Origin of the sequence: Photobacterium sp. NCIMB 13483 (genome assembly GCF_003025475.1) — a bacterium.
GTDB classification, from domain to species: domain Bacteria; phylum Pseudomonadota; class Gammaproteobacteria; order Enterobacterales; family Vibrionaceae; genus Photobacterium; species Photobacterium piscicola.
In genome coordinates this window covers 107,121-133,264 of record NZ_PYLV01000002.1, presented here as the reverse complement: position 1 = coordinate 133,264, position 26,144 = coordinate 107,121, and the positions used below count along the sequence as shown (strand labels likewise).

18 protein-coding genes are annotated in these 26,144 nt (G+C 37.7%); 9 read left to right on the top strand and 9 right to left on the bottom strand.

Translation table 11 applies throughout. From position 1 onward, the window contains the following. Positions 1–13: 13 nt before the first annotated feature. A complete protein-coding gene (locus tag C9I86_RS02450) occupies positions 14–2,077 on the bottom strand; it encodes a replication endonuclease (protein WP_107275517.1) in 2,064 nt (687 codons plus the stop codon). A 109-nt stretch (positions 2,078–2,186) separates the two neighbouring features. On the opposite strand from C9I86_RS02450, the gene C9I86_RS02445 reads away from it, so the two are divergent. Beyond that, entirely contained in the window at positions 2,187–2,543 is a 357-nt protein-coding gene (locus C9I86_RS02445; protein ID WP_107275516.1) for a DUF3693 domain-containing protein, read from the top strand. 317 nt (positions 2,544–2,860) lie between these two features. Here the strand turns inward: C9I86_RS02445 and C9I86_RS02440 are convergent, their stop codons facing one another. Both C9I86_RS02440 and opgC read right to left on the bottom strand, forming a co-directional pair. After that, positions 2,861–5,230: a cellulose-binding domain-containing protein gene (locus C9I86_RS02440; protein ID WP_107275515.1), complete on the bottom strand. Its 2,370-nt coding sequence runs from the start codon at positions 5,228–5,230 to the stop codon at positions 2,861–2,863. Between the two features lie 362 nt (positions 5,231–5,592). Continuing rightward, the gene (gene opgC / locus C9I86_RS02435; RefSeq protein WP_158258907.1) at positions 5,593–7,110 is read right to left on the bottom strand and encodes an OpgC domain-containing protein; all 1,518 of its coding nucleotides are present in this window, start codon (positions 7,108–7,110) and stop codon (positions 5,593–5,595) included. Between the two features lie 207 nt (positions 7,111–7,317). Here opgC and C9I86_RS02430 point away from each other — a divergent pair, with 207 nt between their 5' ends. Next, positions 7,318–8,382: a low specificity L-threonine aldolase gene (locus C9I86_RS02430; protein ID WP_107275513.1), complete on the top strand. Its 1,065-nt coding sequence runs from the start codon at positions 7,318–7,320 to the stop codon at positions 8,380–8,382. A gap of 113 nt (positions 8,383–8,495) precedes the next feature. On the opposite strand, the gene dtpA is transcribed toward C9I86_RS02430, so the two are convergent. After that, a complete protein-coding gene (gene dtpA / locus C9I86_RS02425; RefSeq protein WP_107275512.1) occupies positions 8,496–9,950 on the bottom strand; it encodes a dipeptide/tripeptide permease DtpA in 1,455 nt (484 codons plus the stop codon). A gap of 273 nt (positions 9,951–10,223) precedes the next feature. Then, entirely contained in the window at positions 10,224–10,547 is a 324-nt protein-coding gene (yciH, locus tag C9I86_RS02420) for a stress response translation initiation inhibitor YciH (protein WP_080155930.1), read from the bottom strand. Positions 10,548–10,668: 121 nt separating this feature from the next. Here yciH and C9I86_RS02415 point away from each other — a divergent pair, with 121 nt between their 5' ends. Both C9I86_RS02415 and C9I86_RS02410 read left to right on the top strand, forming a co-directional pair. Next, entirely contained in the window at positions 10,669–11,274 is a 606-nt protein-coding gene (locus tag C9I86_RS02415) for an HAD family phosphatase (protein WP_080155929.1), read from the top strand. A gap of 98 nt (positions 11,275–11,372) precedes the next feature. Continuing rightward, positions 11,373–11,897, top strand: coding sequence for a RimK/LysX family protein (locus C9I86_RS02410; protein WP_199190732.1), 525 nt, complete (start codon positions 11,373–11,375; stop codon positions 11,895–11,897). 50 nt (positions 11,898–11,947) lie between these two features. Here C9I86_RS02410 and C9I86_RS02405 read toward each other — a convergent pair whose 3' ends face one another. After that, a complete protein-coding gene (locus C9I86_RS02405) occupies positions 11,948–12,304 on the bottom strand; it encodes a DUF3319 domain-containing protein (RefSeq protein WP_235865765.1) in 357 nt (118 codons plus the stop codon). A gap of 168 nt (positions 12,305–12,472) precedes the next feature. On the opposite strand from C9I86_RS02405, the gene C9I86_RS02400 reads away from it, so the two are divergent. After that, complete coding sequence (locus C9I86_RS02400) at positions 12,473–13,438, top strand: tyrosine-type recombinase/integrase (RefSeq protein WP_107275511.1); 966 nt, start codon at positions 12,473–12,475, stop codon at positions 13,436–13,438. 106 nt (positions 13,439–13,544) lie between these two features. Here C9I86_RS02400 and C9I86_RS02395 read toward each other — a convergent pair whose 3' ends face one another. Both C9I86_RS02395 and C9I86_RS02390 read right to left on the bottom strand, forming a co-directional pair. Beyond that, on the bottom strand, positions 13,545–14,543 hold the full coding sequence (locus C9I86_RS02395; protein ID WP_107275510.1) for a D-alanine--D-alanine ligase: 999 nt from the start codon (positions 14,541–14,543) through the stop codon (positions 13,545–13,547). Between the two features lie 224 nt (positions 14,544–14,767). After that, a complete protein-coding gene (locus tag C9I86_RS02390; protein WP_107275509.1) occupies positions 14,768–15,850 on the bottom strand; it encodes an SPOR domain-containing protein in 1,083 nt (360 codons plus the stop codon). 218 nt (positions 15,851–16,068) lie between these two features. Between C9I86_RS02390 and C9I86_RS02385 the strand changes: the two genes are divergently transcribed. After that, on the top strand, positions 16,069–16,578 hold the full coding sequence (locus C9I86_RS02385) for a hypothetical protein (RefSeq protein ID WP_080155924.1): 510 nt from the start codon (positions 16,069–16,071) through the stop codon (positions 16,576–16,578). A gap of 182 nt (positions 16,579–16,760) precedes the next feature. Here the strand turns inward: C9I86_RS02385 and C9I86_RS02380 are convergent, their stop codons facing one another. Beyond that, on the bottom strand, positions 16,761–18,464 hold the full coding sequence (locus C9I86_RS02380; RefSeq protein WP_107275508.1) for a GGDEF domain-containing protein: 1,704 nt from the start codon (positions 18,462–18,464) through the stop codon (positions 16,761–16,763). A 269-nt stretch (positions 18,465–18,733) separates the two neighbouring features. Between C9I86_RS02380 and C9I86_RS02375 the strand changes: the two genes are divergently transcribed. The 3 genes from C9I86_RS02375 to C9I86_RS02365 all read left to right on the top strand — a co-directional run bounded on the left by C9I86_RS02375 (position 18,734) and on the right by C9I86_RS02365 (position 26,140). Continuing rightward, positions 18,734–21,403: a bifunctional acetate--CoA ligase family protein/GNAT family N-acetyltransferase gene (locus tag C9I86_RS02375; RefSeq protein WP_107275507.1), complete on the top strand. Its 2,670-nt coding sequence runs from the start codon at positions 18,734–18,736 to the stop codon at positions 21,401–21,403. A gap of 140 nt (positions 21,404–21,543) precedes the next feature. Then, positions 21,544–22,428: a DUF4344 domain-containing metallopeptidase gene (locus tag C9I86_RS02370; RefSeq protein ID WP_158258906.1), complete on the top strand. Its 885-nt coding sequence runs from the start codon at positions 21,544–21,546 to the stop codon at positions 22,426–22,428. Positions 22,429–22,672: 244 nt separating this feature from the next. Beyond that, a complete protein-coding gene (locus C9I86_RS02365; protein WP_107275505.1) occupies positions 22,673–26,140 on the top strand; it encodes a YdbH domain-containing protein in 3,468 nt (1,155 codons plus the stop codon). Positions 26,141–26,144: the final 4 nt, after the last annotated feature.

Genomic DNA, 26,144 nt, shown 5'->3' with positions numbered 1-26,144 from the left:
AAATCTTCGACAGTTATTGACACAAGTCCAAGGATGAAGCGGGCAGACCTCCGTCATGGGCTGCGCCCACGAACGAAGGCCATGCCGCTTCATCAAAAGCAAAAGCAGTAATCTCATCTACACGTTGTAAATATTGTTGGTATTCATTGAATTGTTCATCAGCCAAACGGTGATATTCATTTTCACGTTCAAGTACATCGAACACATCAACCACACCAGACATGATGCGTTTCGTTCCACGCAGGAATTTTTCTTTATTTTCAGTTTTCCAATTGCGTACACGAGTTGCTAAGAACGCACCACGGAACAGAACACCAACCACACGTGCAATAGCTGCATCGCCATAACGAGTGGTAGCATTACGCTCAGTTGTATGTTCTTCACCCCATTCATCAACGAGCTTGCTCATAATTTGAGGAACAGAGTAAACAGGGGAAATTGTTTGATCTTTACGACGAACGAAAACACCGCCCATTGCATAGCAGAATGCTTGCCAATCAGAAGCATCAGCAGCACGACGAACATTTTCTAATGCCATATGTTCGCCTGTAGATAATGAAGCGATCACAGGATCATCCTCTTTAATTTCTTCACGAACACGACGCATTTCACGCCAGACCGTAACAGATGGACCACCAATAAATTGAAACTGGCGGATTCGATTAACACGCGCCCATGTAACAACACGTTCAGATGCTTCAATACCTGTTAGATTTGATGAAACATCATTATCAATGTGCTTACCGTCAATATTCTTAGAAAGGTACTTAGCAACGTAACCAACCGCTGAACCTTTTGACCAATCAATAGTTTCAACAGTAAAACGGTGTTTTTGTGCGCCTTTTTCTTCTGGTGAATCCAACAATGCATAGTGCTGAAATAAATCAGTAACTACAGGTTGTTGGTTCTTTTCCATGAACATAAGTAAATGCCAGTGCGGACAACCATCGGCATGAGGTTCTGCAACACGTAAGCCATAAATCTTGATTCCAGCTTTATCCAATGCCTTACGGAAACCCGCAAAAACAGTTAATAGATATGCTTGAGCATCTTGAGTTGTTGGCTTGCCAGCATCCAACCATGATTGGTTAACATGCGACTTAGACACCGAGTGAAAACGGCTAGGGCAGGTAAGGGTATAGAACATTGCTACATGATCGTTATCTTGTGCAATGGCTTCAAATCCCTTTAGACGTACAAACATTTCAGCACGACGAACAACAGGATTTGATACAGATTTATCTGCTAAATCAGATAATGTGTACCAGTTATCTTCATTAACTTCATCATAAGCAACTGTATTTTCAAGTATTGCTTTGTTATCCGTATCGCGTTCACGACGACGGCTAACTGAATAGTTTGAGCAATATGCTTGTCCGTACTTATGTACAATTGCTAAGTCACGCGCAACACGTTCAACTTCAATAGCTGAAAGTTTACGTAAAGCTCTGCGCCACCAAAGTTCATTGGCCGCACGATTTACTAACGAACGCAGTTCACCTTTATCTGATTTAGCCTTGATCACAGAATCAGAAAAATACAAACCGTAGTCAGCTAGTATTGAAGATGCTACTTCAAACGCTTGAGCATCATCTTCAATAATAGCTACAGCTTTCATTACGGCATGGCTTTTAGCTTTAGCAAATGTCACTAATTCATCATCAGAGAACGTGTAACGAAATTCATTTTGAGTTAAACGATCATTAGCAGCTGCTAAAGAACGCATAGCATCAAGTTCACCGATTTTCTTTTTCAGGTTTAGATAGGCACGAGACATAACCGGTGCAAAAGCACGATGCGGACGAACTAAGTTCAGTATGTCCAAACATGGTGCAGTAAAAGACGGTTTAATATTATCTGATGTGTCATAAGAATGAATTGGTGTTGCTAATGACTGACGTTTCAGTAAATCAGCCACATAAGCGTTATTTGGGCGAGTATGATCAACATAGCCTGATAATTTACGGCCATTGTTAATGTCTGGTTTTGTAAATGATGAACATAAAGTTTGAGCGTGAAGAAAGTTCACGTATTCAAACTGATCTGTTGCTAAATCATGTACTAAAATTCTTTTCATAACCACATCCAAATATCGATTTACCGATAATCTAATATCGATTAACCGATAGCGCAATAATCGATTTACCGATACTAACGCGCTAATATAGAAAAAAAGGAGAATGACTATGTTTGCCAATGAGCTACTGGACACCTATAAAAAGACCAAAAACTATGTACAAGATAAGCAAATTGCAGCAGATTTAGAGCTCAGTCAGCAGAAGATATGCAATATCAGAAATGGTAGACGGCAACTTACTGATGCAGAAGCAATTTTCCTTGCTGAAAATTCAAATATTGAACCTCATGAAGCATTAATCTATTTAGCAGCAGATAGAGCCACAACAAAGAAAGCCCAAAAGTTATGGGCGGACATAACGGCAAAATTAAGTAGCCAAGGATTTTCGGGCTTAACCCTTGGTTTTACTGGATTTTTAGCCCTATCCCTATACTCGATTCAGTGCGCATTATGTACCTTATGTTAAATAGGATATCAGGTATTGATAACATCATACAGTTACACATAGGATATTGATTAATAATAGATAAATACACTCTCTCGCAATTTTTGATTGTGTATTTAACAGTATTCGCTATTTACCATAAAGTACATAATTAACACTTATTCTAAGATGCTACCTCAGACATTCTGTATTCGGTAGCCCCTTAGAAACATGTAATTATTAAACCTAATTTGATCAGGTTTACAAAATAGATCACCACAATGTAAACGCAAAAAATAACCCTGTTTCGAAAAACAGGGTTTAAATTTATTACAAACTTAATACAGCAACTATTTTGCTTACTGTGGGTTAAGTCCTAATTTTTGTAGCACTAGCTTAAAGTTGGCTTGGCGTTCTTTAATGTTATGAACATCGCCTGTCGAACAAGTTGAATCTGGACAGCCACGGTTCACAATACCAGAAACATCATCAATAAATTCAGTTCCTTTCAGGCCACCATTAACGTACTTTTTCAGTTCGTTGTAATAGTTCCAATCTGCATAATCACCACCTTCATTAGAGTATGCTTGCACTGATGTTACCCAATAGAATAAGCCTGCAATCCATTTGATCTCTTTATTCTTCTCAGAACTACAGATTAAGCCTGGGTTTGAACAGAAATCAAGATCAGCATATAGCGGGTTTACAGGTGGCGCTTCAACTGTTACACCATCAATCGTTTGACCAATGGTTGCAGGATCAACGTGTGAACGGCCTAAATAATGGTTTAACGTACCAAAATTTTGGCGGCCTGTGGTTTGAATAACGCCACGTCCCCACCAACCACAGCCTTCAACACTTTCTTGGCTGCTGCCATCCCATAAGAACGTACCGGCTTTTTGACCAACGTAGATTTTACACTCATCACGTTCCCATACTTGTTTCGAAGTATCGATTTTGTCTGGCACCGCATTACAGTGACCATTGTTAGTCCACCGTCCCACATGACCATTAACCAGTAAGCCTTGCTCTTCTAATACTGCATCGGGAGCTGCAAATACAGGTGCTGGTGCGCCGTACCATTTAGCATGGGTTAATGCGCTGACTTCCATTTTGTTATCACGCGGACAAGAATAAGCATAATCTAAGCCTGATACTGGGTTAACACCGTAATCTGCGTATTTTTGACCTAACTGACCACAACTCGCTGACATTGGGTAATCGGCAGGTGCGCCATATTTAATTTCAGACCAGTTGTTTTCATCACATGCGTTATAACGGATTGTCTCTTGCATGCTTTGTGCTAAGAACGCAGCAATGGCGACTTTGGCATAAATAATATTAGTGGCATCATCTGCTTCATCAGTCAATAACCAAAACTTATTACCCGCGACACCAATATTGTGCATCGCATTAAGTCCATCAAGGAAGTCATTCCATTTATAAACGGTCGATGGCACCCATTGTGATTGCGGAGTTTCATAGAGGAAGGCTTCATTATCCATGACATCTGAGGCATTCGTTAACTCAGTATTAAGTGCTTCAATACGTGTTAATGAGCCTTTTTCGAGTTCTTCACCAACGTAATATAATGGCACTTTCGCACTTTGGTAAGCTTCAATTTTACTGGTTAAATCTGCGCTGTCTTTATCAAATAAAATCGCAAATATATTGCTGTGAGCCGCTTTACGAATTTGCTGATCACGTGTTGTTTGACCCATAAAATAATTCGCAGCTTGCTCGGTTGGAATATTAGCAAGCATTGCAGGCGTCTTAATATAATCCGTAACTTGTTTTACATATTCAAGTGCGTTGTGCCATTGCTCAGTTGATAATGCAGCCGTTGTTGTTGATTTGGTAAAGCTAATAAAGTCAGCTTTGGTTAATGACTCTGCTTTGTAAACATCGAGAGTATTTAATAGATCTGCGGTGGCACTTGATGCAGCATTCCACACAGATTGGCGACCAGAATGGGTATCAAATGCAAAATCACCAATGCTGAAAGACCAACCAAAACTCGCTTCAGGAGCAAGCGTGGTTAGAATTAAGTTGTGAGCTTGTGACCAACCTTTCAAATCATCACTAAGGGCATTAATTTTATCAATATCAATGCTAGCTGCGGTTGTATCTACGGCTTTGAGTAATGCCTCTTTAACCGCAATAACACCCAGAGACTGACCTTTATCTAATGTCGCTTTATCAAGCACATCACTGCTAATAATGACAGATGAACGCCCTGCTTGTGTCGCCGTATCTATGATAGAAACAAACTTAGCGGTTAACTTATTAACATCAGCAAGATCTTCAGTAGCACTCGTTGCAATAGTTATTGTTGGCGGTGCCGTTGATGTTGGGCTCGCAACCACAAAATCATTTGGCCATCCAGCAACTTCAAGGCGTACAGGATCCATTGGATTTGGTAATGAAAGTACAGCCGCAGTACCTGGCTCAGATCCATCACAATTAAGATGTAGAGTCCATGAGCTATCACTTCCAGGAACTGATTGAGTCCAATAAACAGCAGAATAAGCAATATTTTTGTTAACCATTATATCGCCAGTACCAGCGTGATCACCCCGCGTCCAATCAGGATAAACATTAAATTCATCACATAATCCCGCAGAAGCCAAAGGTGCAACACTTGATATCTGATTAACATCAGACGCACACACATAACCGCTAAGCATAGTACTGAATATCGCTATTGTTATTTTATTTATTTTTCTCACAAATTAATTCCTTCTATGTTCATGCGTTTAAATAGATCAAAAATCTAATCTGAGTAGTTATTGGCTAAAAATATTGTTCATTGACTATAAATACAGCACCTTATGTAACAGTTTTTTAATTACTTGCTAACTTATTTATCATTGCAAATTAAAAGCCACAATATGCAACCACTCAATATCAATGAAATATGATCGTTTGATCAAAGAAAAAAACAGTAAGAAGAGAGTATGGATTTTATAAATGTGAGATTGAGCCTAAACAATAAAAGCTGTAGCTAACTGTTGTAAGTGCCCTTTTTATCAAAAATCACCGAATGGCAGCACTCAATTATTGTTAATTGAGTGCGCTGTTTTAAACCATATTAAAAATTAATGGTTTGAGTTTGTGGTCCTCTATGAGCAAATTTCGCTTGCTCCATTGATACTGGTGTATCTAATGGTGGGTTGTTTGAATAACCAAAACGTTCAATAGGCATGCCATTGTTACCTATTGTTAAATTATAATCACCGTCGTTATCTTGAAATACAAGTACCGCATAATTCCCTGAGGGTAATGCACTTATTGTGACTCCTTGTGCTAATTTTTGTGGCGAATAGGCATTTGAATATACCGAGGGATATTGGGTTAAATCATCTTTTTCATCGTAAACTAATACTGATGTTTTGGGATCATTAATATTGGTAACTTTTATTGTTAACGGGGAAACACCTTCTGTGCTGACAATATTACCAAGCATGATGAAACTCAACATTACACTAAAGCCACTGACCCAATGTAAGCGACTTACTGTATGTGTGTTTAGTTTTTCCGACAGTAATGCCGCTATCCATAATGTTGCAGCAAAAGCGATGATAAGTAGCGTGTAATATGATTCTAAACGGAGATTATGCAGTAACGGTGCGCTTAAGTAGACAATAACAACTTGCCAACTGAACACACGTAATGAATGACGGCCAATATAACTTAATGCTTTAATATGAAGTGCATTAGGGTAATATTGAATAATAATAGCAATCAAATAAACCCATACGGTGATGTTTAAGGTCCGTAACCAGCCAAGTTCAGGTTTATCCGCATATGAAGACAACATCCACCGCTGAATACCATAATCACTGAATACACCGTAGTGCGCAGCAAAAAGACCTGTTGCAATAATCACGGCAATAACGGTTAAAGCAGGATGCTGCCAGCGTAATGTTTTATTTTGTAACATAAATCCAAGGGTTGATCCGCCGACAAACAATAGTTGCCATGCAAAAAGATTAAAATAACCCAGTTGTAGTTTAAAACTCGAAAAAACAAACGAGAATAAAGGCAGCAATATTGTTGTATTAAGCTCTTTACTAAAAATCCAGAGAATAATACTGATGCTAACAACCGCCCACCCTAACCCTTTACGGTATGCCATAATAAGCACAGGCAACAACAACATGAAAATAATATAGAGTGGCAGAGTGTCAAAATAGTTAGGTTGATTAACCAACACAACACTGGCTATCAATGTCTTAAAGGGGCTTTCTAATACATTCTGTGCACTGTGTTCAAGCATAGGTAAAGCTGATGGTAATAAATATGCTGCGATAAGAATCCATGCAAACACTATCAACAAACAACCGATATGATAACGGTAGATACTAAATGCTCGGTGCCATGCCTTAGTGATAGTCTCGGTATTGGTTAATGATTCTCGACTGTATATAGCCCCGGCAAGTAAGCCAGAAATAAACACAAAACATTCAGCAGCACCAAACTGCCCTAAAGGCTGTAAAGTCACATTTTGAATGACAGAATACCCGCCACTTATCCATATTAAGTGATTGATTGTCATTAATAATAGTAATAAACCTCGAATACTATCTAACGCTGCTATCCTTTTCATTATCGTTACTCTAAATAATTGTATTGGCGTATTTTTATCAAAAAACATGCCTTTTTATATCTTTCATTGCCATTTGATCTCAAGCTTGGATGAAGCACCACATTTCGCACTGTAATAGTCAGGTAATTACAAAACTAGAATAATAATATTGCTTATCTTTCGCGCTAAATTAGGTATATTGATAATTCAATCTGTATGGAGACAACAATGACAAGCTCAACCTTAACGACCTCGAAAAAAACCATCGGCTTAACCAGTGACAATATTGCAGGTGTGTCACCTCAAATATTGCAACACCTTATTGAATATAGTGTTGATGATGCCACACCGTATGGTAATGATGATTTATCGTTACAATTAGATCGTAAAATGAGTGTGTTATTTGAAACCGATGTTGCTGTCGTTTTAGTGCCAACAGGAACAGCAGCTAATAGCTTATGTTTAGCCGCAATGTCTCCTGCTTGGGGAGCGGTGCTTTGTCATCCAAATAGCCACATTAATAATGATGAATGTGGCGCACCGGAGTTTTTCAGTAATGGCGTAAAGCTTCTGCCGATTGATGGGGATGATTGTAAAATTGACCCTATAACATTGAGTCAACGTGCTACTTTAAAAATTGGGGATGTTCATACCGTACAACCAGCTGTGGTTAGCGTAACCCAAGCGACTGAAACTGGTAGCGTTTATACTATTGATGAACTTCGCGCAATTGGTGATGTATGTAAAAGCCACAATTTAAAATACCATATGGATGGCGCACGTTTTGCTAATGCTATTGATGCCCTTGGTTGCACACCTGCTGAAATGACATGGAAAGCGGGTGTCGATGCCCTTTCTTTTGGTGCGACGAAAAATGGTGCTTTTGGCGTAGAAGTAATTGTTTTATTTGATACTAGCTTAAAAAATGAGATCGAATATCGCCGTAAACGTGCGGGACATTTGATGTCTAAAATGCGTTTTCTATCAACACAAATCGATGCTTATATTACCGATAATTTATGGCTTAACAACGCACAACATGCGAATGCAATGGCTACAAAATTACGTAACGGTATTCTGAACATCGATGGTGTTGAGCTACTCCACCCGTCAAAAACAAATATTGTATTTTGTAAAATGTCTCCGGTGACGATTGCAACCTTACATGAACATGGCTTTGAGTTTTTAGCTAATCGCTGGGGTGATGGTGTCGCGCGTTTAGTAACCAATTTTGCAACCAAAGCTGAAGATATTGATGCTTTTATTGATGTACTTGCAGCTAGTAGTAAGTAGTAAGTAGTAAGTAGTAAGTAGTAAGTAGTAAAAGAATAACGGCAATCACCTAATATGATTGCTGTTATTCTTCACACCACATTTATAGTTACAGTATGGTTAGTCATATAACACTACGCTTTACCTTGAATAATACGCGTTAATTTTGGCGCAATAAGTAATGTAAATATAGCAATAGCAGCGGTAACATACCCAATTTCACCAAAGACTTCCGCATAAAGAACAAGAGTTTGTGCTGGTTCAATAACCCCTTCAGGCGCAGCCGTTAAACTTGCAATCCAGCCAGCTAAAATAGCCGCTGTGGCAGAGGTTAAAAACCACATTCCCATTGCAAAGCCCATCATGCGTTGTGGCACTAATTGAGCAATCATAGCGAGCCCTAGTCCTGACACTAACAACTCCCCTAGTGACTGTAATAAATAGCTTGCCACTAACCAATTTGAATTGATGATCCCTTGTGAGTTTGCAAACCCAGTTGAGAATTTCAAAATTAAAAAAGCCAAACTACATAACACCATTCCAAATGCAAACTTAAACGGCATCGCAAATCGTTCACCGAGTTTATTATAAAGAATGGCTAATAATGGACTCGCAATCATGATCCAAAATGGGTTCAGCGCTTGAAATTGTTCTGGCTCTACTTTAAAGCCAAATAAATCATGACTGACATTATGAATAGCAAAAAAGTTAAGTGACGTCGGCATTTGAAAATACAGCGCAAAGAAGACAATACCTTGTAGCATTAAAACAAAAGCGACAAACATTTTAGCCCTTTCTAGACCTTGGGTTTTAAATGCTTCTTTGAAATAAATAAACACTATTGTAATTCCGACTACAACCAAAATGGCATGAGCGTAAAACAAGTGTTGTAATAGAAACGCACTCAAAAAACTCAACACGACAGTGGCAACCACAACTGCGAAATAATAACGTTTATTGACGGGCAACATATCAGGTTTTGAACCAATGTTTTTAACGATTCGACCCATCACCATAAAGTTAACCATAGTAATTAATAATCCAATCGCACTCACACCAAAAGCTACGCCATAACCCATTTTTTCAGCTATCCAAGGACTTAATAGCATTGAGAAAAATGAACCTAAATTAATCGCCATATAGTACATGGTAAATGCACCATCAAGACGCGGATCATTTTCCTCATAAGATTTTGCAAGTAAACTTGAAGGGTTGGCTTTAAATAAACCATTACCCATAGTGATAAAACCCATTGCTATATAGATAAGTTCTTTTCCGCCAAACCCTCCCGCTGCGGATAGCCCTAATAAAGAGTACCCAATAGTAAGAACAAACGCCCCGAGAGTAATGGTCCGTTTCGTACCAAGGATCTTATCCCCAACCCACCCACCAATCGCTACTGAACCAAATATTAACGCAGAAAATGCACCAAATAAGGTAAATGACTCGGCCTCTGACATGCCAAGAATGTTGACCATATATACAGTAAGAATGGCTTGCATGCCATAGAACCCAAATCTCTCCCAGAACTCTACTGAAAATATGAGATAAAACGGTTTAGGTTGTTTAAAAACATTCACATCTGACATACAGTCTTCCTTAAATCAGTCGCAATTGCTTTAATAGTAGTCGTTATATTAAAAATGCGGATTGCGAGACTGATTCAAAAATAGATATTATCGAATAGGGTTTATATCTTTAAGAGGAAGGTTGAAATTAGAAATAATAGCGGGATTTAAAATAGATAACGTTACAATGCTGGTGGTTATATATAAACGAATAGAATTAAGGCAATAATCGTTTGAATTATTGCCTCATATAAACTACTGACCAATCAGATTGTTAGCGTATATAATTGGCTATCAACCGCCAGCTAATTTAACTGTATGGCCTTTCTTTTCAAGGTGCGCTTTTATTACATCACGCTTATCACCTTGAATTTCAATTTTACCCTCTTTTACTGCACCACCACAGCCACACACTTTTTTCAATTCAGCAGCAATGAGCTTCAGTTGGGTATCTTCAACATCAAGACCTGAAACAATACAAACGCCTTTGCCCTTACGTCCTTTTGTTTCTCGCTGAATACGAACAATACCATCACCTTTTGGGCGTACAGGTTGTTCTTTTTCTTCTTTAATTCGACCAGTTTCGGTTGAGAAAACTAAACGGCTATTATCACTCATTGTGCAATTTATCTCACTTGGTTGCTTGATTGTGTGAATAACATTAAAAGTTAGCACATCAATCTTGCGAAATACTCATGAACCAATACTATCAATAAATGGTACTCTAACGGAACATCTTATGATTCGTAATGTGATTTTTGATTTTGGCGCAGTACTATTTGAATGGAATCCACACCATATTGTTAATAGTTTCACCACATCACCATCAGAGAGAGAAATATTGCTGCGTGATGTACTTCAACATCCTGATTGGCTATCACTTGATCGTGGTACGATGCTTATTGCGGAGGTGATCCCGAAATTTTCAGCACGAACTCAAATATCATCACAACGTATAGAAGATTTTATCGCACATATTCAATTGAGTTTGACCAAAATACAACAAACAGAAACACTCTTTAATCAATTAACACAACAACCCTACTCACTTTATTATCTGACCAATATGTGTAGTGCCTTTTTTGATACACTGTATGAAAAGCATCATTTTATTTCATTTTTTGATGGTGGCTTAGTTTCAGGCAAAGAATTAGTAATGAAACCAGAACAAGAAATATTTCTAAGGCTCTGCGATCGTTATCAATTAACACCACAAGAAAGTCTGTTTATTGATGATAATAGTGAGAATATTCAAATAGCATCAGCACTCGGTTTTAATACTATTCAGTTTGACCAAACAACATCATGTTTCCAGCAAATCGAAAAGCAACTTTTTCTACATTAAATTCAAATAATTGCCTAAATTTTACATAAAATTGAACATTGTTATTACCACCCAGTCTATTATCTATGAATGAAGAGCTAATAAGATCAGGAGTTTATGTGAAAAAAGTTTTTATGTCTGCCATGTTCGTTGCTGCGGCAACACTATCAACCATGAGCTATGCTGACAACCAGTGTGATGGAAAGTACATTGTTGGCCCTGTTGAGACCATTTACGTTAAAGATCTTGATATGGATTACAAGGCGCGTATTGATACGGGAGCAAATACTACGTCCATTAATGCGTATGATTTACACGTTATCGATGGTAATAATAACCCTAACGATACCAAAAAAAGCTGGCAAGAAAACCTGGGTAAAATGATCAGCTTCAAAACAGCAAATGCACAAGGGCAAGAACAAACACACACAAGCAAAATAATAAAAATCAGTAAGATACGTAACGCTCAAGGTGTTGAGCGTCGCTATGCTGTTGTAATGGATCTAGTTTGGAATGGTAAAAATCATGCGATTCCAGTCAACTTACGTGATCGTAAAAAACTAGAGTATAAATTACTTATTGGCCGGAACTGGCTAGATGGCCGTTATTTAGTTGATGTATCAAAACACGACGATGATGATTAATTCTTCAACAAATAACTAAATCAGTGCCTGTAATCAATAGGCACTGTTTTTTAGGCTGTAAGCGTTCTATCTAAATATTTTTTTATTGAAACAATATCACCTTTAACTAACTGCCCGCGCACCATGACGTACCACTCATTGGCTTTACCGCTATCATTTTTTAAAACAATACCTCGATACTGTTCAGATTTAGCTATTACAGTTGATTGCCTTACCTGAGGATGAGTATTAAATTTTTCTGGCGGCACAAAAGCCTTGGTATCGCACCACCAATCTACACTCTTTTTAATGTTGGTTATCATTCCTTTGACGGTTTGCCCATTAATGGTTGTTTTCCAGTCTGATGTAAGCCCAGTGCTATTTTCAATAGTATAACCACGATGAAAAAGGCGTTTTTTAATTGTCATATCCCCAACCTTATTAAAGTATGAGTTTCTTTAATAATCATTATGTTAACTATTTATATAATATTAATTATTAAATAGCTAGGATAGCTTTTTATAAAAATTCTTTCGTTTTTCGATGATCGTTGTTATTATCAATATCATATAAAGTTATAGTGCATTAGAGGTGTTATGGCTAAGAAAATCACTATTATTGAAGATGAAACTGTTCGTAATGCAAGTATTACTGACTTTTCAACCATTGCTGAGTCCATTACCGTTTGGCAACGACTAACACACCAACAATATGCCAAAAATACTTTGGTTGCATTTAAAAATGATTGGAATAATTTTTTACTTTTTTGTGAACAACATCAAGCGTCAGCATTACCAGCATCAGCTGAGATTGTTCATCGCTATATAGAAAAAATGGCACAAACTCGTAAGTTAGCCAGTCTTAAACGTTACATTGTCACTATTAGTTTGGTGCACCGTTGTCATGCATTACCTAATCCCTGTTTAAGTAATGAAATTAAACTCGCCATGCATAAACAACGTCTTGATAAACATGATGATTACACTAATGCTCAGGGCTTTCGTGATAATCATTTACACGATCTTCTTGATGTTTTTATACTTTCAACAAAAGCCAAAGATGTACGAGATATGGCCATTTGGGCGATGACTTTTGAAGCTATGCTAAAACGTTCAGAAGTAACCGCCCTAACCATCAATGACATTGAAGTAACCCCCGATGGCTTAATTACCCTGTCGGTGAATGGAACCTTAATTGCCCTAAGTGATGTGGCCTCTCAAGCGATTAATCGTTGGTTAACATTATCCATGATTGATAGTGGTTTTGTTTTTAGACGTATAGATCGACATAACAATATTGGTGATAATCCACTCGATCATTCATCTATTTATCGAATTTTCAGACGAGCGAGCCAAGAACTAGATCTGCCGGCGGATGTTATTTTTTCAGGTCAATCACCACGGGTGGGAGCAAGTCAAGATTTAGCCGATGCGGGGTTGTCTATTCATCAAATACAGCATCAAGGTCGATGGCGAAGCCCTGCTATGCCTGCTCAATATATAGGTCAACGTGCTAAACGAGATAACACCTTAAAGAAATTTGCCAATAAAAATGGAAAATAACACAGGCTCAGTAAACAGCATTAACATGGCATAAAAAAGCCAACCCTGTATTCTTTCTCGTTGAAAGTATAATAAGAGGTTGGCTAATAAAACACTTGGTTAGATATTACTTAACGGCGTTTTTAATCGCTTTTTCAATAAAGTCTGTAAAGTCATGGCCATAGTTCTCTAGCATTTTAGGGAACATTGAAATTGGCGTCATACCTGGGAAAGTATTAATTTCATTTAATAGAATTTCATTGTCTTCACTTAAAAAGAAATCAATACGAGATAAATCTTTCAGCTTCATTTGCTCAAACGCTTTACGCGCATAGTGCTGAATAGCTTCAATTTGTTCTTCAGTGATATTACGCGCTTCAACCTGAGTTGTTGACAAGCTGTCTGTGCTATATTTTTCTTCATAGCTATAAAACTTATCATCTGGGCATGATACTTCACCCGGCTTGGTAATGATTAGTTGATCACCAAATTGATAAGCAGCAACTTCTAGCTCACGAGGCTTAATTGTCTTTTCAATAAGCACTTGGTTAGAGTAACCAAATGCATTATTCACAGCTGTACGTAATTCTTCTGCGTTTGCGACGCTATAACAGCCTACAGATGAACCTTGGCATGCCGCTTTAACAAAGACCTTACCCCATTTATTCAATGCAGCTAACGCTTGCTGATGCGCTTCTTCAGTGTTCTCACTCAAGAAAACATAGGGCGTATTTGGAATATTTAGCGCATCAAACCATAATTTAGTGGTAATTTTATTAAAACAATTCGTGCTTGCTTCTGCACCACAACCTAAATAAGGCAAGCCAGCTAAATCAAACAGTGATTGCAGGTCCCCTGTTTCACCAGGAAAACCGTGTACACAAGGAATCACGTAATCAATCGTGATAGGTTGCTCACCGATAGCTGATAATGTTTTATCTAAGTTCAATTCACAAGAATGTTGGTTTTCATTTAACCAACCTTCATTTTTAGTCATTTCAACACGTGTATAGCTAACGCCATCAATCGCTTTTAATTGTTGTTCAATAAAGTTTGCAGACACGAGAGAAACTTCATGCTCAGCACTACCGCCGCCGCATAATAATAATACATGGATAGAACTCATTATCGTTCCTTAATTAGACCAATCACAATACAATGCAGATTACAAAAGCCTTGATACACTACCAAGGTCAAAAAGAATAAGGCATTCACTGCTGAATATAGTAATCAAAAAACGAATGCGAATGCACCCTCTACATCATCTTATCGTGATTTATTTTTAAATCATGCGAAGTTTGTGCTAAAAATGGTGATTAAACCACCATTTATCTGCTATTAACTATTGAATTATTGTAATTGCTTCAATTGTGGTGAACGAGTATGTTCAATCTCATAAAAATTCCTCACAAATGCGCCATTGTTCTGTAAAGCTTCAGGTAACAAGGCTAGTGCTGCTTTTGCTTGTTCATGATCAGAGTAATGCCCTAATAATAAAGTATAAACCTGACTACCATTAATCATTTTCTTATTTAACCAAGCTGGTTGCTGGCTATCTAATAACGACAGCAATGTCACTAATGATTGTTCATCTCTTGATGCGGTAACCTGCACACTATAACCATGCATAACCGTTGTTTTATATTCATCATCAGCTGCTATGGGTTCATTCGCCGAGGCTTGGTCATCGACAACAGTTTGATCATCCACAGTAGTATCATTTGATGACTCAATTGGTTCAGGTTCATCCGTTACAGTCGCTGTCGTAACAGCGGCTGTCGCCGTATTATCTGTTTCTGTTGCCGCATTCACAGCTGATTCAATAGATGCAGCATCCATCTCCGTCACTGCATTTATGGCAGGTTCAGTCGCTACTACATCAACATCTGTTGCTGTATTCTCGGCTGGCTCGGTGGCAGCTGAATCAACATCTGTTGCTGCATTCTCGGCTGGCTCGGTGGCAGCGGCATCAACATCTGTTGCTGTATTCTCAGCTGGCTCTACGGCTACGACATCAACATCTGTTGCTGTATTCTCGGCTGGCTCTGTGGCAGCTGAATCAACATCTGTTGCTGCATTCTTGGCTGGCTCGGTGGCAGCGGCATCAACATCTGTTGTTGTATCTACTGCTAGCTCATTCGTTTCTTCAATAGCAGTAGGTTCTGAGGTGTTTTCAGTTGTTGGTGTGGCCTTTGCGGCTGGCTGCTCTTTTATAACTTGTTCGCTGACGGCAATCGAATCTATCGATTGATACAGAGGGTCTGTTTTAACGGATTTATCTAACTCAGCAACGACCGTTGGTTCTACAAATTTTTCAGTCGATTGTGTTGTATTAATGGTTTCAATCGGGGTTTGTAATGATGTTTTTGGCGGCATCAATTGAGCACACCCCACTAAGCTCGATAACAGGCTCAATGTGATAATTTTTTTCATTTTATTCTCTCTTATTCTCAACCGAATATTGGGGTGCTCATCATCAAAACAATTGAATGACAAAGGATCTATAATAGTTTGCCGTAGCTTTTGATTACGATCAAACAGATCATAACGATTGATCAATCGAAAAGCATTTATGTTACCATGCTCACAATAAATATTGTTTTGTTAACAATAATATCACCCACCTTTTCTGCTACTGCCTAGGAGCCTCAATGGCTGATCCACATATTAAATGCGAACTCGACATACTTGATAAACTAACCGTTATCCTATACCGATCTGCATTCACTGTTGCTGCTATTATCATGACAATCATTGGCTCAGAAACCAATGCCGCAACCCCTTTTCTAGTTATGGTCGCTTTATTAGCATCAACAACTGTTCATATTTATGACAAACGTTTTCGCTGGCTAATCCAAGGCGCGGGCTTATTCTCAGCAATCTGGTTTATCGCGGGCTTATGGCAACCATTAGCCTTAGGTGCTGCTTTATTTGTCTTTAGCGCACTTTCAATAAAAGAATATTTCTGCTTTAAAGTAAAAATACTCTTATTAACCCCTCTTGCTTTAGCCGGTTTTTGGTTCTGCTTCGTATTTAATGCTGCAAATATTGGGGTTGGCTTTGCTATGGTAGGTGCTGCATTACTTGCATTTGCTGCCTTTAGTAAATGGCGTATGCCGCTACATTTTGATATCGGTGATAAAAGCCGCTACCAGGTGTAAGCTACTTATAATAATTGATCCACCAGCAAAAAAAGAGATCATATGATCTCTTTTTTTTATATTTACGTGTATCACTTTGTTAGCTTTATAAAAGCGATATTTATACTAATTAATCATATCCAATACGCACGTAATATTATAAAGACAACTCGGTTTACTCTATAAGTTAGAACACAATCATATTATGCCAATAAAGATTGTCGCTTACTTTTTCTAAATGCTTTTTCTTGATACATTGCAATATCAGCTCGCTTAAGCGCTAAGTCAACTCCGGCTTCTAAAGAAGCTATCCCATAAGAAAAACTAAGTTGTATTTTTTTCTGACTAAAATAATATTCGATACTTTGTCTTAATTGTTCAACTCGTTGCTGAACGTTTTTAATCACATGACTATTTAATAGAATAACAAATTCATCACCACCAAAACGTATCATCACATCAGAATCTCGTAATAAATCTTTCATTGTTAAAGAAAAATCACGTAAGACTTCATCACCAACATAATGTCCTAAAGTATCATTAATCTCTTTAAAGCCATCTAAATCAATAAAAACTAAAATCTTATACTGATTCATATAGTTTGATGATAAATAATTCTTTTGGTAACAATTAGTCAGAGGATCGACAACGATAGAATCAACGGTGCCATAAACAGAACAAATAATGAAATGTTGGCCGAAGTGAGATACCTTTTGCCTATATGTATGAACAAGCTCACTATTATCTTTTGTTTCAATGATCTCATCAGCCATCATAAAGCACGAGTCACTAGATAAAAGTTCATTATCAACATTTAAGCAACTACGATAATCTGTAATTTTTTCACATACTTCTTCTACAGGTACATCAACAAGATCAATACCAACAAAATTGATAAACTTTTCATTATTAAAAATGACATTACCGTCTTTATCACGAATAACGACAGCGCCATCGCAACCACATACTAATGATGCAGCAAGTAAAAAATGTGAACTTGTTTTATTTTTTGTAATTTCACGATAATTTTGGTTGATCCGTTGACGTTCACTATGTAGATCAAACGTATTAGATGTTAATCCAATAATATTATATTTGTCTATTTCTTTGATTTGATTAATAGCTTTTTGTATGTTTTCAGGATCTTGAGACCGATTTAAGTCAAAAATAGCTTGATCTAGTTTTAATGAAAATTCTTTCTTAGGTGCTTTTTTTAAAGATCGAGGATTAGCTATTTTCCGAATTTTACTAATATCAATCGCTTGAGAGAAATAAAATCCTTGATATAGCATATCACCAAATTCTTTTACTAAATTAAATTGCTCAAATGTTTCTATGCCTTCAATAATTACAATTTTACCAAGGACATTAGCAATATATTCATATTTTGATTTAAGCACTGAATAAGTAATATAGTTGTCATTGATATTATTTATCAATCTACGATCTAAAATTATATAATCTACATCAAGATATAAGAAATTATCCGTATTCAAATATCCTTTACCAAAATCTCCAAGAGCAAACTTAACCCCTTTATTTTTAAGAAGTAATATTGCTTTTTGGATAGCATCAAAATTATCTGTTTTATCATGATTAGTTAATTCTAATGTGATATTTTTCTCCATTTCAAAAATATCCAAGCATTGATTTATAAAATCATTGTCGAGTAAACTTGCAATCGAGATATTCAATGATATGGAAACATCATCGCAAATATGCAATGATTTTCTGTCTTGAAGTACTTTCAAAATAATATTCAAATCAAAATGAGCTGAACATTGAATTGAATACACAAAATCCTCAACATTAAAATTGTGTATATGGCTTCTTAATAATGCCTCATAAGAGTATATCTCACCATTATAGTATCTGGGTTGATATCTAAAATATAAATCATGAATCATCTTAATTGTTTAACACCTAGAGCTTTAATTACCCATATATTAAGACACACAATATTAACACTATCAATACAATAATTGTGTATTTATCAATATAAATACGTAATAATACTTATAGGCATAATAGTATTCAAAATAGAATATAAACACCTAAAATTACCCGCTTATCTTTTCCTTTTATCGATTTTAAGTCACATAATAGCCACTAAATAGATACATTCTTCATATTTCTATATAAAATGTCAGAAATGTAAAGATAAAGTGCATACAGTATGGACAACCTTACTTATTTTTTTAAGCCACATAGTATTGCCGTCATTGGTGCATCAAATAATTTCAATCGAATTGGCCATATAGTTGTTAGGAATTTGTTATCAGGATGTTTTTCTGGGCCAATTATTCCAGTCACCCCAAAGTATGCTGCAGTTGCCGGAATTCTGGCTTATCGCAATATTGAATCAATGCCTATTATTCCAGACATTGCTATTGTGTGTACTCGCGCAGAGCTTGTTCCCGATATTATTAACCAGCTAGGGGAAAAAGGAATAAAAGCAACGATTGTTATTGCCGCGGGTATGGCTCCTCATACTAACAACAAAGAAGCTATTAGCCACCAGCAACAAATGCTTACCAATGCACAGCGTTATAATATGCGTATTATTGGCCCAAATAGCATGGGGATAATTTTACCTTGGTTGAACTTAAATGCTTCCGTCACCCCTACTCGTGCTAATAAAGGCAATATCGCATTTATTTCACAATCAGCAGCAGTGTGTACCACTATTCTTGATTGGGCACAGAATAAACAAATTGGCTTTTCTACTTTTATTTCTTTAGGAGATGCCTGCGACATTAATTTTGCCGAGTTACTTGATATTTTAAGCCAAGATACAAAAACTGAGGCAATCTTACTTTATATCGACAATATTAAAGATGCGCGCCAATTTATGTCAGCAGCCCGCGCAGCAGCAAGAAACCGTCGTATTTTAGTATTAAAGAGTGGCCGTACAAGCGCTGGACGTTCAGCAGCTTTATTACATACCAGTGGTGAGCATGGGGTTGATGAAATTTATGATGCCGCTATTCGACGCTCTGGTATGTTACGCGTACATACAACCCATGATCTATTTGCTGCGGTTGAAACACTGGCCCATTCAGTACCGTTACGCGGTGAACGATTAGCGATTCTCACTAATGGTGGTGGCCCTGCTATTATGGCACTAGACGCATTATCAGACAGAGGCGGAAAATTAGCCCAACTAAGTGCGGCAACAATAACAAAGCTGTCACAAGTATTGCCTTGTTATTGGTCACAGACAAACCCGATAGATATCATGGGTGATGCTAATACAGCGCGTTACCAACAGGTGATTAATATTCTATTGGACAGCGATGATTTTGATGCCTTACTTATTATACATAGCCCGTCAGCGATAGCTCATAGCACTAACACCGCCAAAGTCATTATTGATATCCTCCACCAGCATCCTCGCAGCCAACGATTTAACATTTTAACCAATTGGTCAGGTGAAAATGAAGCGACCAACGCGCGTAGTCTTTTTACTCAAGCGCGTTTACCGACTTATCGTACACCTGAAAGTGCGATTTCAGCTTTCATGCATTTAGTCGAATACCGCCGTAATCAACGTCAGTTAATGGAGACTCCTGTATCAGTCAGTGACATTACCGCAGACCCGCATTATGTTCGCCATGAAATACAACGTTTACTTCAGCAAAATATTTACCACCTTGAAACTCATGAAGTACGACCGTTACTAGAAAGCTATGGTTTTACAACATTGCCAACATGGATAGCCTCTGATGCCGCTGAAGCGGTACATATTGCCGAACAGATTGGATATCCCGTGGCTGTGAAGTTACGCTCTCCCGATATTCGTCATAAATCAGAGATCCACGGCGTTGTTTTATATCTACGAAATGCCAATGAAGTGGCTAATGCCGCCGATGCCATCTTATCTCGCGCCGCTTTACACTATCCAAGTGCACGAATTGATGGCTTATTGATTCAACGTATGGCTAACCGCTCCGGTGCGCAAGAATTGCGTATTGGTGTCCATAACGATCCTGTTTTTGGGCCTGTGATCATGTTGGGCGAAGAAACCATTCATTGGGATATTGAACGTGATGCCGTGGTTGCGCTACCGCCGCTAAATATGGCACTTGCCCGTTATATGGTCATTAATGCCTTAAAGCGTAACAAAATAAAGCAGCGCAGCAGTTTAGAAAAGATATCTATTCCCGCACTATGCCGATTGCTAGTGACTATTTCACAAATGGTCATTGATTGCCCTGATATTAGTGCATTAGATATTCACCCACTACTGATCTCTGGTGACGAATTAACGATCATTGATGCCTCTATGGATATCGCTGCATTTAATGGTGATATTCAACAACGATTAGCGATCCGTCCTTATCCTAAAGAATATGAACAGCAATGCCAGCTTAAAGACGGTAAATCAATATTACTTCGCCCAATATTACCGGAAGATGAACCTGCCCATAAAGCTTTTATAAGCCAAGTATCAGAAGAGGATCTATATAAACGCTTCTTTTCTGATGTGGGAGAATTAAATCATGAGGCCTTAGCCAAATTTACCCAAATCGATTACGATCGTGAAATGGCCTTCGTGGCGGTTTATGATGAAATGATTATCGGTGTTGCACGTGCATTATCGGATGCCAACAATAATGATGCTGAATTTGCGATTCTTGTTCGCTCTGATCTTAAAGGCGCAGGTTTAGGACGAATGTTAATGAGCAAACTTATTGATTATGCTAAACAACGCGGGCTTCATACTCTAACCGGAATGACAATGCCGACCAATCGAGGCATGATCACTCTCGCGCAAAAAATGGGGTTTGAAATTGATGTGCAATTGGCCGATGGTATCGTTGATATGCTATTACCGTTAAAATAAGCACAGCCAATATAAAACAACATGCAGTGAATCATTAATAGTTATAAATAAGGTGATTTAATGTTTTTACAGCGTTACCTATTGTCTCATCCGCTATAATTATCACTTATGATACATCTATAGCAGTATGAGGTGACATCGTGAATAAACATTTTATCGCTTTTGATCAACGGGTTGGTGAAAAGGTGAGTGCAAAGGCTAATCCAACATTTTCGCAGTTATCATCCCCACTAAAGTTCATATACGGCTTATTCTGCCTGACACTCTCTTGCTTTAGTTACGCAGGAACAGACCAACCAACCGGCGGTAGCTATGGATTAGCATTAGATCCTGTCCCTACGGTTAACTTTGTCTTTCTCACGCCCGCTAACACCCAACAACAACAAGCAAAAGACATCATTCAACACTCCTCTATCCTCGCAACCATTAAACAACTAAGTCAGACGCGGTATATTTTTGCCCCTAGCTTAAATATCGTTTTTGGTAGCGCTAAAGGACCTAATTTTGATTCAACCAAAGGACAAATCCAGATCCCTTACCAATATATTGATCAACTTTTAGAACATGTATCGAAAACAGATGCTTATCCAACCCAACAACAACGCTATCAGGCAACAACTGATGCCCTATTACTGACACTACTGCATGAGATTGGTCATGCTTATATTCTAGATCGTGCTATTCCCGTATTAGGCAATAGTGAAACAACCGTCGATAATTTTGTGGTTATTTTGCTACTTAATGATATTCATCGAGGTGATGACATTGCAATTAATGCTAGTCGCTTATTTAGTACTCAAGCCTTAAATAACTCGAACCTTAGAAATAACACTTTTATTCAGCAACATAGCCTTAGCCAACAACGTTATCAGCATATTTTGTGTTTGGTCTATGGCAGTAATCCTGCTCGTTACCAACGTTTGTTTGATTCTTTCCCTTTAGCACAGCGCCAGCAGCAACAAAGGCAATGTAACGGTATTTATTCAACCACCTATCAAGGATGGTTGTATTATTTAGACAATTAGTGCCAACAATAAAAGCGCATAGAAATTCAAACTAAAAGATGTAACACCGTATATTTTGTAACGATAAGAATAATTAGTCACTTTATAGTGAATTCTATTGAATTAATGAAGCGGATGACTTACGAATAGTAGAATCTGGTATATGTTTAAAGATGAGGTAAATGATCATCATTACTCCTTATCGTTTATCGGTAGTTTATTACTAATAACGACATTATTCTTTTTCATAAGGTGACCTATCGCTGTGAAATCGCCTGAGCACAATATTACGCCATCACCACCAACGGAGGCTAAAACGTCGCGGTTACGTAGCGGTACTAAAATTGGGTTATCGCTATTGGGATTGATACTACTGATGCCAATAATTGGTCTTATATGGTTGCACATTAACCATGTAACGATCACTGATCTTAAAGGACTGCGTTATGACAATGGTCTTCATGCAGAACATGTTTCGTTACGCATTTTCAGTTACAACGTCACTTTCCACCAGCTTGCTTTACAACATCAAACAGATCCTAATAATGACCTTGATGAAGGCAGTTATCGCTTATTTGCAAAGAAATATGAAATTGAGCTTTCCCCAACGGCCACTGCGATACTCGAAAAACAACAGCTTTATTTACGTTATATCCACTTTTTTGATGCTACGTTTAGATTTGTTGATTTTAAATACCCGCTCGCGATTAACGCCCATGCTCGTAAGGTGACCACGTCAGCAGCACACAGTGATGGTAAAGAAGCCGCTGCAACCCAAATTTTAGAACAGGTTGATGTCACTATCAGTCATAATCCACATCTGGTTATTTCAGGTCATTCAAGTAAAGGTAAATTGAGCCTTTTCTTTCCTCATATTCAGCCCTCACCACATTATTCCTTATTGTATAATAACAGCCAGTTCTCAATTGCATGGCTAGATAATAAAACCCCTGTTGCCGTTACTATTGCATCTATCCACCCGCAATGGGAAACACTAAATAACACACTAACTGAGCAAATTATCTCTCAATTATCGTTAACGTTTGATCTTAACCGTAGTTTACCCACAATGGTACTAGCGGCTAAAACAGTAAAGCTCGAACAACCTCAATATTTGCCCGCGTTTATCAATCGCACAGACATCGATAGCAAAGGGATCCATCTCGGACAAGCTATTGCTAATCTTGCTCGTTTACCCATTAAAAAATTAAAAGTAAATGCACTAACTTATGGTGATTTATTAATTGATGCTAAAGTCATTTTAGAAACACCAACAGCAGCGGCATCGTCCACAATGGCAAACCTAGCAACAGCTGCAAACATCAACCACAGCACAATTACATTTGATAAGCCTTCAGCCGTTACCAGTGAGAATAAACAACAACGCCAACGTCGAAAACAAGCGCGTCAGAAAATAGATCAACAAGCTAAAGATTTAAATATAGCGACAGAAAAGAAGACCAAAGCGCGTTTTATTGTTAAGGGAAAAGCGTTAAGCCCACACCCATACCTGCTTGATGTTAATATTTATCATCTATCAAAAACAGACGCTCGTGCTCACACCATAATGACTCGAAGTGACGGTAATAACCTTAATTGTGATATTAAAGTCATTTTTCATCAGCCATTACCACACTATTTAAATTGCAATGCTAACTTCAAAAACACCAAAGAATTTACCGATCGGTTAGGGCTTGAAGATGTTCCTGACGCTAAAATAAACGGCCCATTACGCTTTTATGCGAAGCAAATTGTGAGTGGTTTATCTAAACCTTTTCATCCCATGGTTATTAATAACAAAATTGTTGATGCCCATTACTTGATTGGTATTGAATTACCGCCATCTTTTACTATTGAACTCAATAAATATGCCTTTGAAGCTCCGTTCTTTGCTACTAAAGACAAAACCAAACGCCATAATAATGCCCCCAAACATGTCGCGAATATTCAAATGAACAGCGATGGTAAAATAAACTTTAATATCAATTATCAAAATAAGCTTTTTAGTCTCGCTTTAAGTGATAAAAATGAAACCATCAGTTTTAACAACGCCAAAACGAAATCTAAACTGCAATTACTTATTAATGAATTCAATTGTTTGTACCCTAACTTGCAATGTCACCTTAACGCTAAGATCAATGCTAGTATCAATACATTACGACCCGTCGTTGATAGTCAAGTTGATGACATCATTTTTAGATCAAACATAAAAGCCACGTGGGCTAATAATTACTTGATATCACAATTACAACACACACATTTACAAACCAAAAAGCTTACCTTTGAAGGTATTCCGACTTTAGCCAGTAATAAGATTGATGATATTGATTTCAGTTTAAATCAATTAATTGGATTGTTTGAAAAAAAGCAGGATCGCATTGCTCTGACGTTATACCAACCTCAACAAACTCAGGCACAGCTAACCGCCAAATTGGCAATCCGTCATCAAACACAAAAAACATTACCGATTACTGACTATAAAGCGCAACTCCACATTGATGTAAGCCAATTTTTATTACGCCATGAGTTCTTATTTGAAAAGACACCATTAAACGATACTCTTTTGAAAAACCGATCCATAAAAAACACATTTCCCCCAACACCGACAACATTATCAAGTCACTTTAAAATCATCATGGATGCCGCTCAACGTAATCGTAAACAGTTATTTCCGTTAAGTACGCTGTACGGGAAATTCCATTTAGCAGAGAAGACGCTTAACGTTAACGCGACCTTGGCCAATCGTCATGATGATATTTTAGCAAAAATGGATATTAACGCTGATCTCACAACCCAAAAAACCCATGTTAAATTACACCGTCAGACCATTGCTTTTACACCAGCCAATAGCTTAAAAAACTACTACTTTCCAACATTGGCTTTACCGATTGATATTACAGACGGAAATATCACTTACGGCGCTTCATTTATTATTGATCATAATAACCACATCATCGGCAACGCAACAGTTGCAACCGATCTACTTTCAGGCAGTTACTACGGCATTAATATTACTCAATTAGAAAGCAGTGCTAATATTGCTTTCTCTCCTCAAGGGATTCAAACCCTGCATCCTATTTCGTTATTTGCACAACAACTACATGCAGGCATCATACTCACTAACCCTAGTTTACTCATTGATATTAATACGCTAACAAACCAATATACATTACATCGAATATCAGCCGCATTACTGGGTGGAAGTGTCAGTGCACATAATATTAGCCTTACTAACTTGCATAAACTAACGCCCATACCCATCACTGTCTTTGGCCTTAACATTAAACAAGCAGCGGATCTTATTGATCATGAAAGCATTGAGTTCACAGGGATCCTTGATGGTACGATCCCGATCACAATGGTTGATGGTCACTTTGAGATTCATCATGCCACACTTCACTCTCGCTACCCTGGGGGGGTATTACGCTATATTGCAGGATCTGTCATTGATGAGAAAATCAAAGCTGTCGGTCATCAAAGTCCATTAATGGTCAGTGAAATACTTAAAAACTACCATTATCGTACCTTAGCCATAAAAGTTAACTATGCTAAAGATGGCGTGTTAAAAACACAATCTCATTTCAAAGGCTATAACCCTGATTTTCAATCTGGTCGCCCAATCAACATAAACGTAGCCATTGAAGATAATATTCTTGAACTTATTAGAACAATTAACATGCTAAATGCTTCAAATGTCGAGCAAAAAATTAGTGAGCATTTTAACCACCCATAGCATT

Coding starts and splice junctions, on each gene's coding strand:
- C9I86_RS02450 (WP_107275517.1), bottom strand. CDS start 2,077: ATGAAAAGAATTTTAGTACATGATTTAGCAACAGATCAGTTTGAATAC.
- C9I86_RS02445 (WP_107275516.1), top strand. CDS start 2,187: ATGTTTGCCAATGAGCTACTGGACACCTATAAAAAGACCAAAAACTAT.
- opgC (WP_158258907.1), bottom strand. CDS start 7,110: ATGAAAAGGATAGCAGCGTTAGATAGTATTCGAGGTTTATTACTATTA.
- C9I86_RS02430 (WP_107275513.1), top strand. CDS start 7,318: ATGACAAGCTCAACCTTAACGACCTCGAAAAAAACCATCGGCTTAACC.
- dtpA (WP_107275512.1), bottom strand. CDS start 9,950: ATGTCAGATGTGAATGTTTTTAAACAACCTAAACCGTTTTATCTCATA.
- yciH (WP_080155930.1), bottom strand. CDS start 10,547: ATGAGTGATAATAGCCGTTTAGTTTTCTCAACCGAAACTGGTCGAATT.
- C9I86_RS02415 (WP_080155929.1), top strand. CDS start 10,669: ATGATTCGTAATGTGATTTTTGATTTTGGCGCAGTACTATTTGAATGG.
- C9I86_RS02405 (WP_235865765.1), bottom strand. CDS start 12,304: ATGACAATTAAAAAACGCCTTTTTCATCGTGGTTATACTATTGAAAAT.
- C9I86_RS02400 (WP_107275511.1), top strand. CDS start 12,473: ATGGCTAAGAAAATCACTATTATTGAAGATGAAACTGTTCGTAATGCA.
- C9I86_RS02395 (WP_107275510.1), bottom strand. CDS start 14,543: ATGAGTTCTATCCATGTATTATTATTATGCGGCGGCGGTAGTGCTGAG.
- C9I86_RS02390 (WP_107275509.1), bottom strand. CDS start 15,850: ATGAAAAAAATTATCACATTGAGCCTGTTATCGAGCTTAGTGGGGTGT.
- C9I86_RS02385 (WP_080155924.1), top strand. CDS start 16,069: ATGGCTGATCCACATATTAAATGCGAACTCGACATACTTGATAAACTA.
- C9I86_RS02380 (WP_107275508.1), bottom strand. CDS start 18,464: ATGATTCATGATTTATATTTTAGATATCAACCCAGATACTATAATGGT.
- C9I86_RS02375 (WP_107275507.1), top strand. CDS start 18,734: ATGGACAACCTTACTTATTTTTTTAAGCCACATAGTATTGCCGTCATT.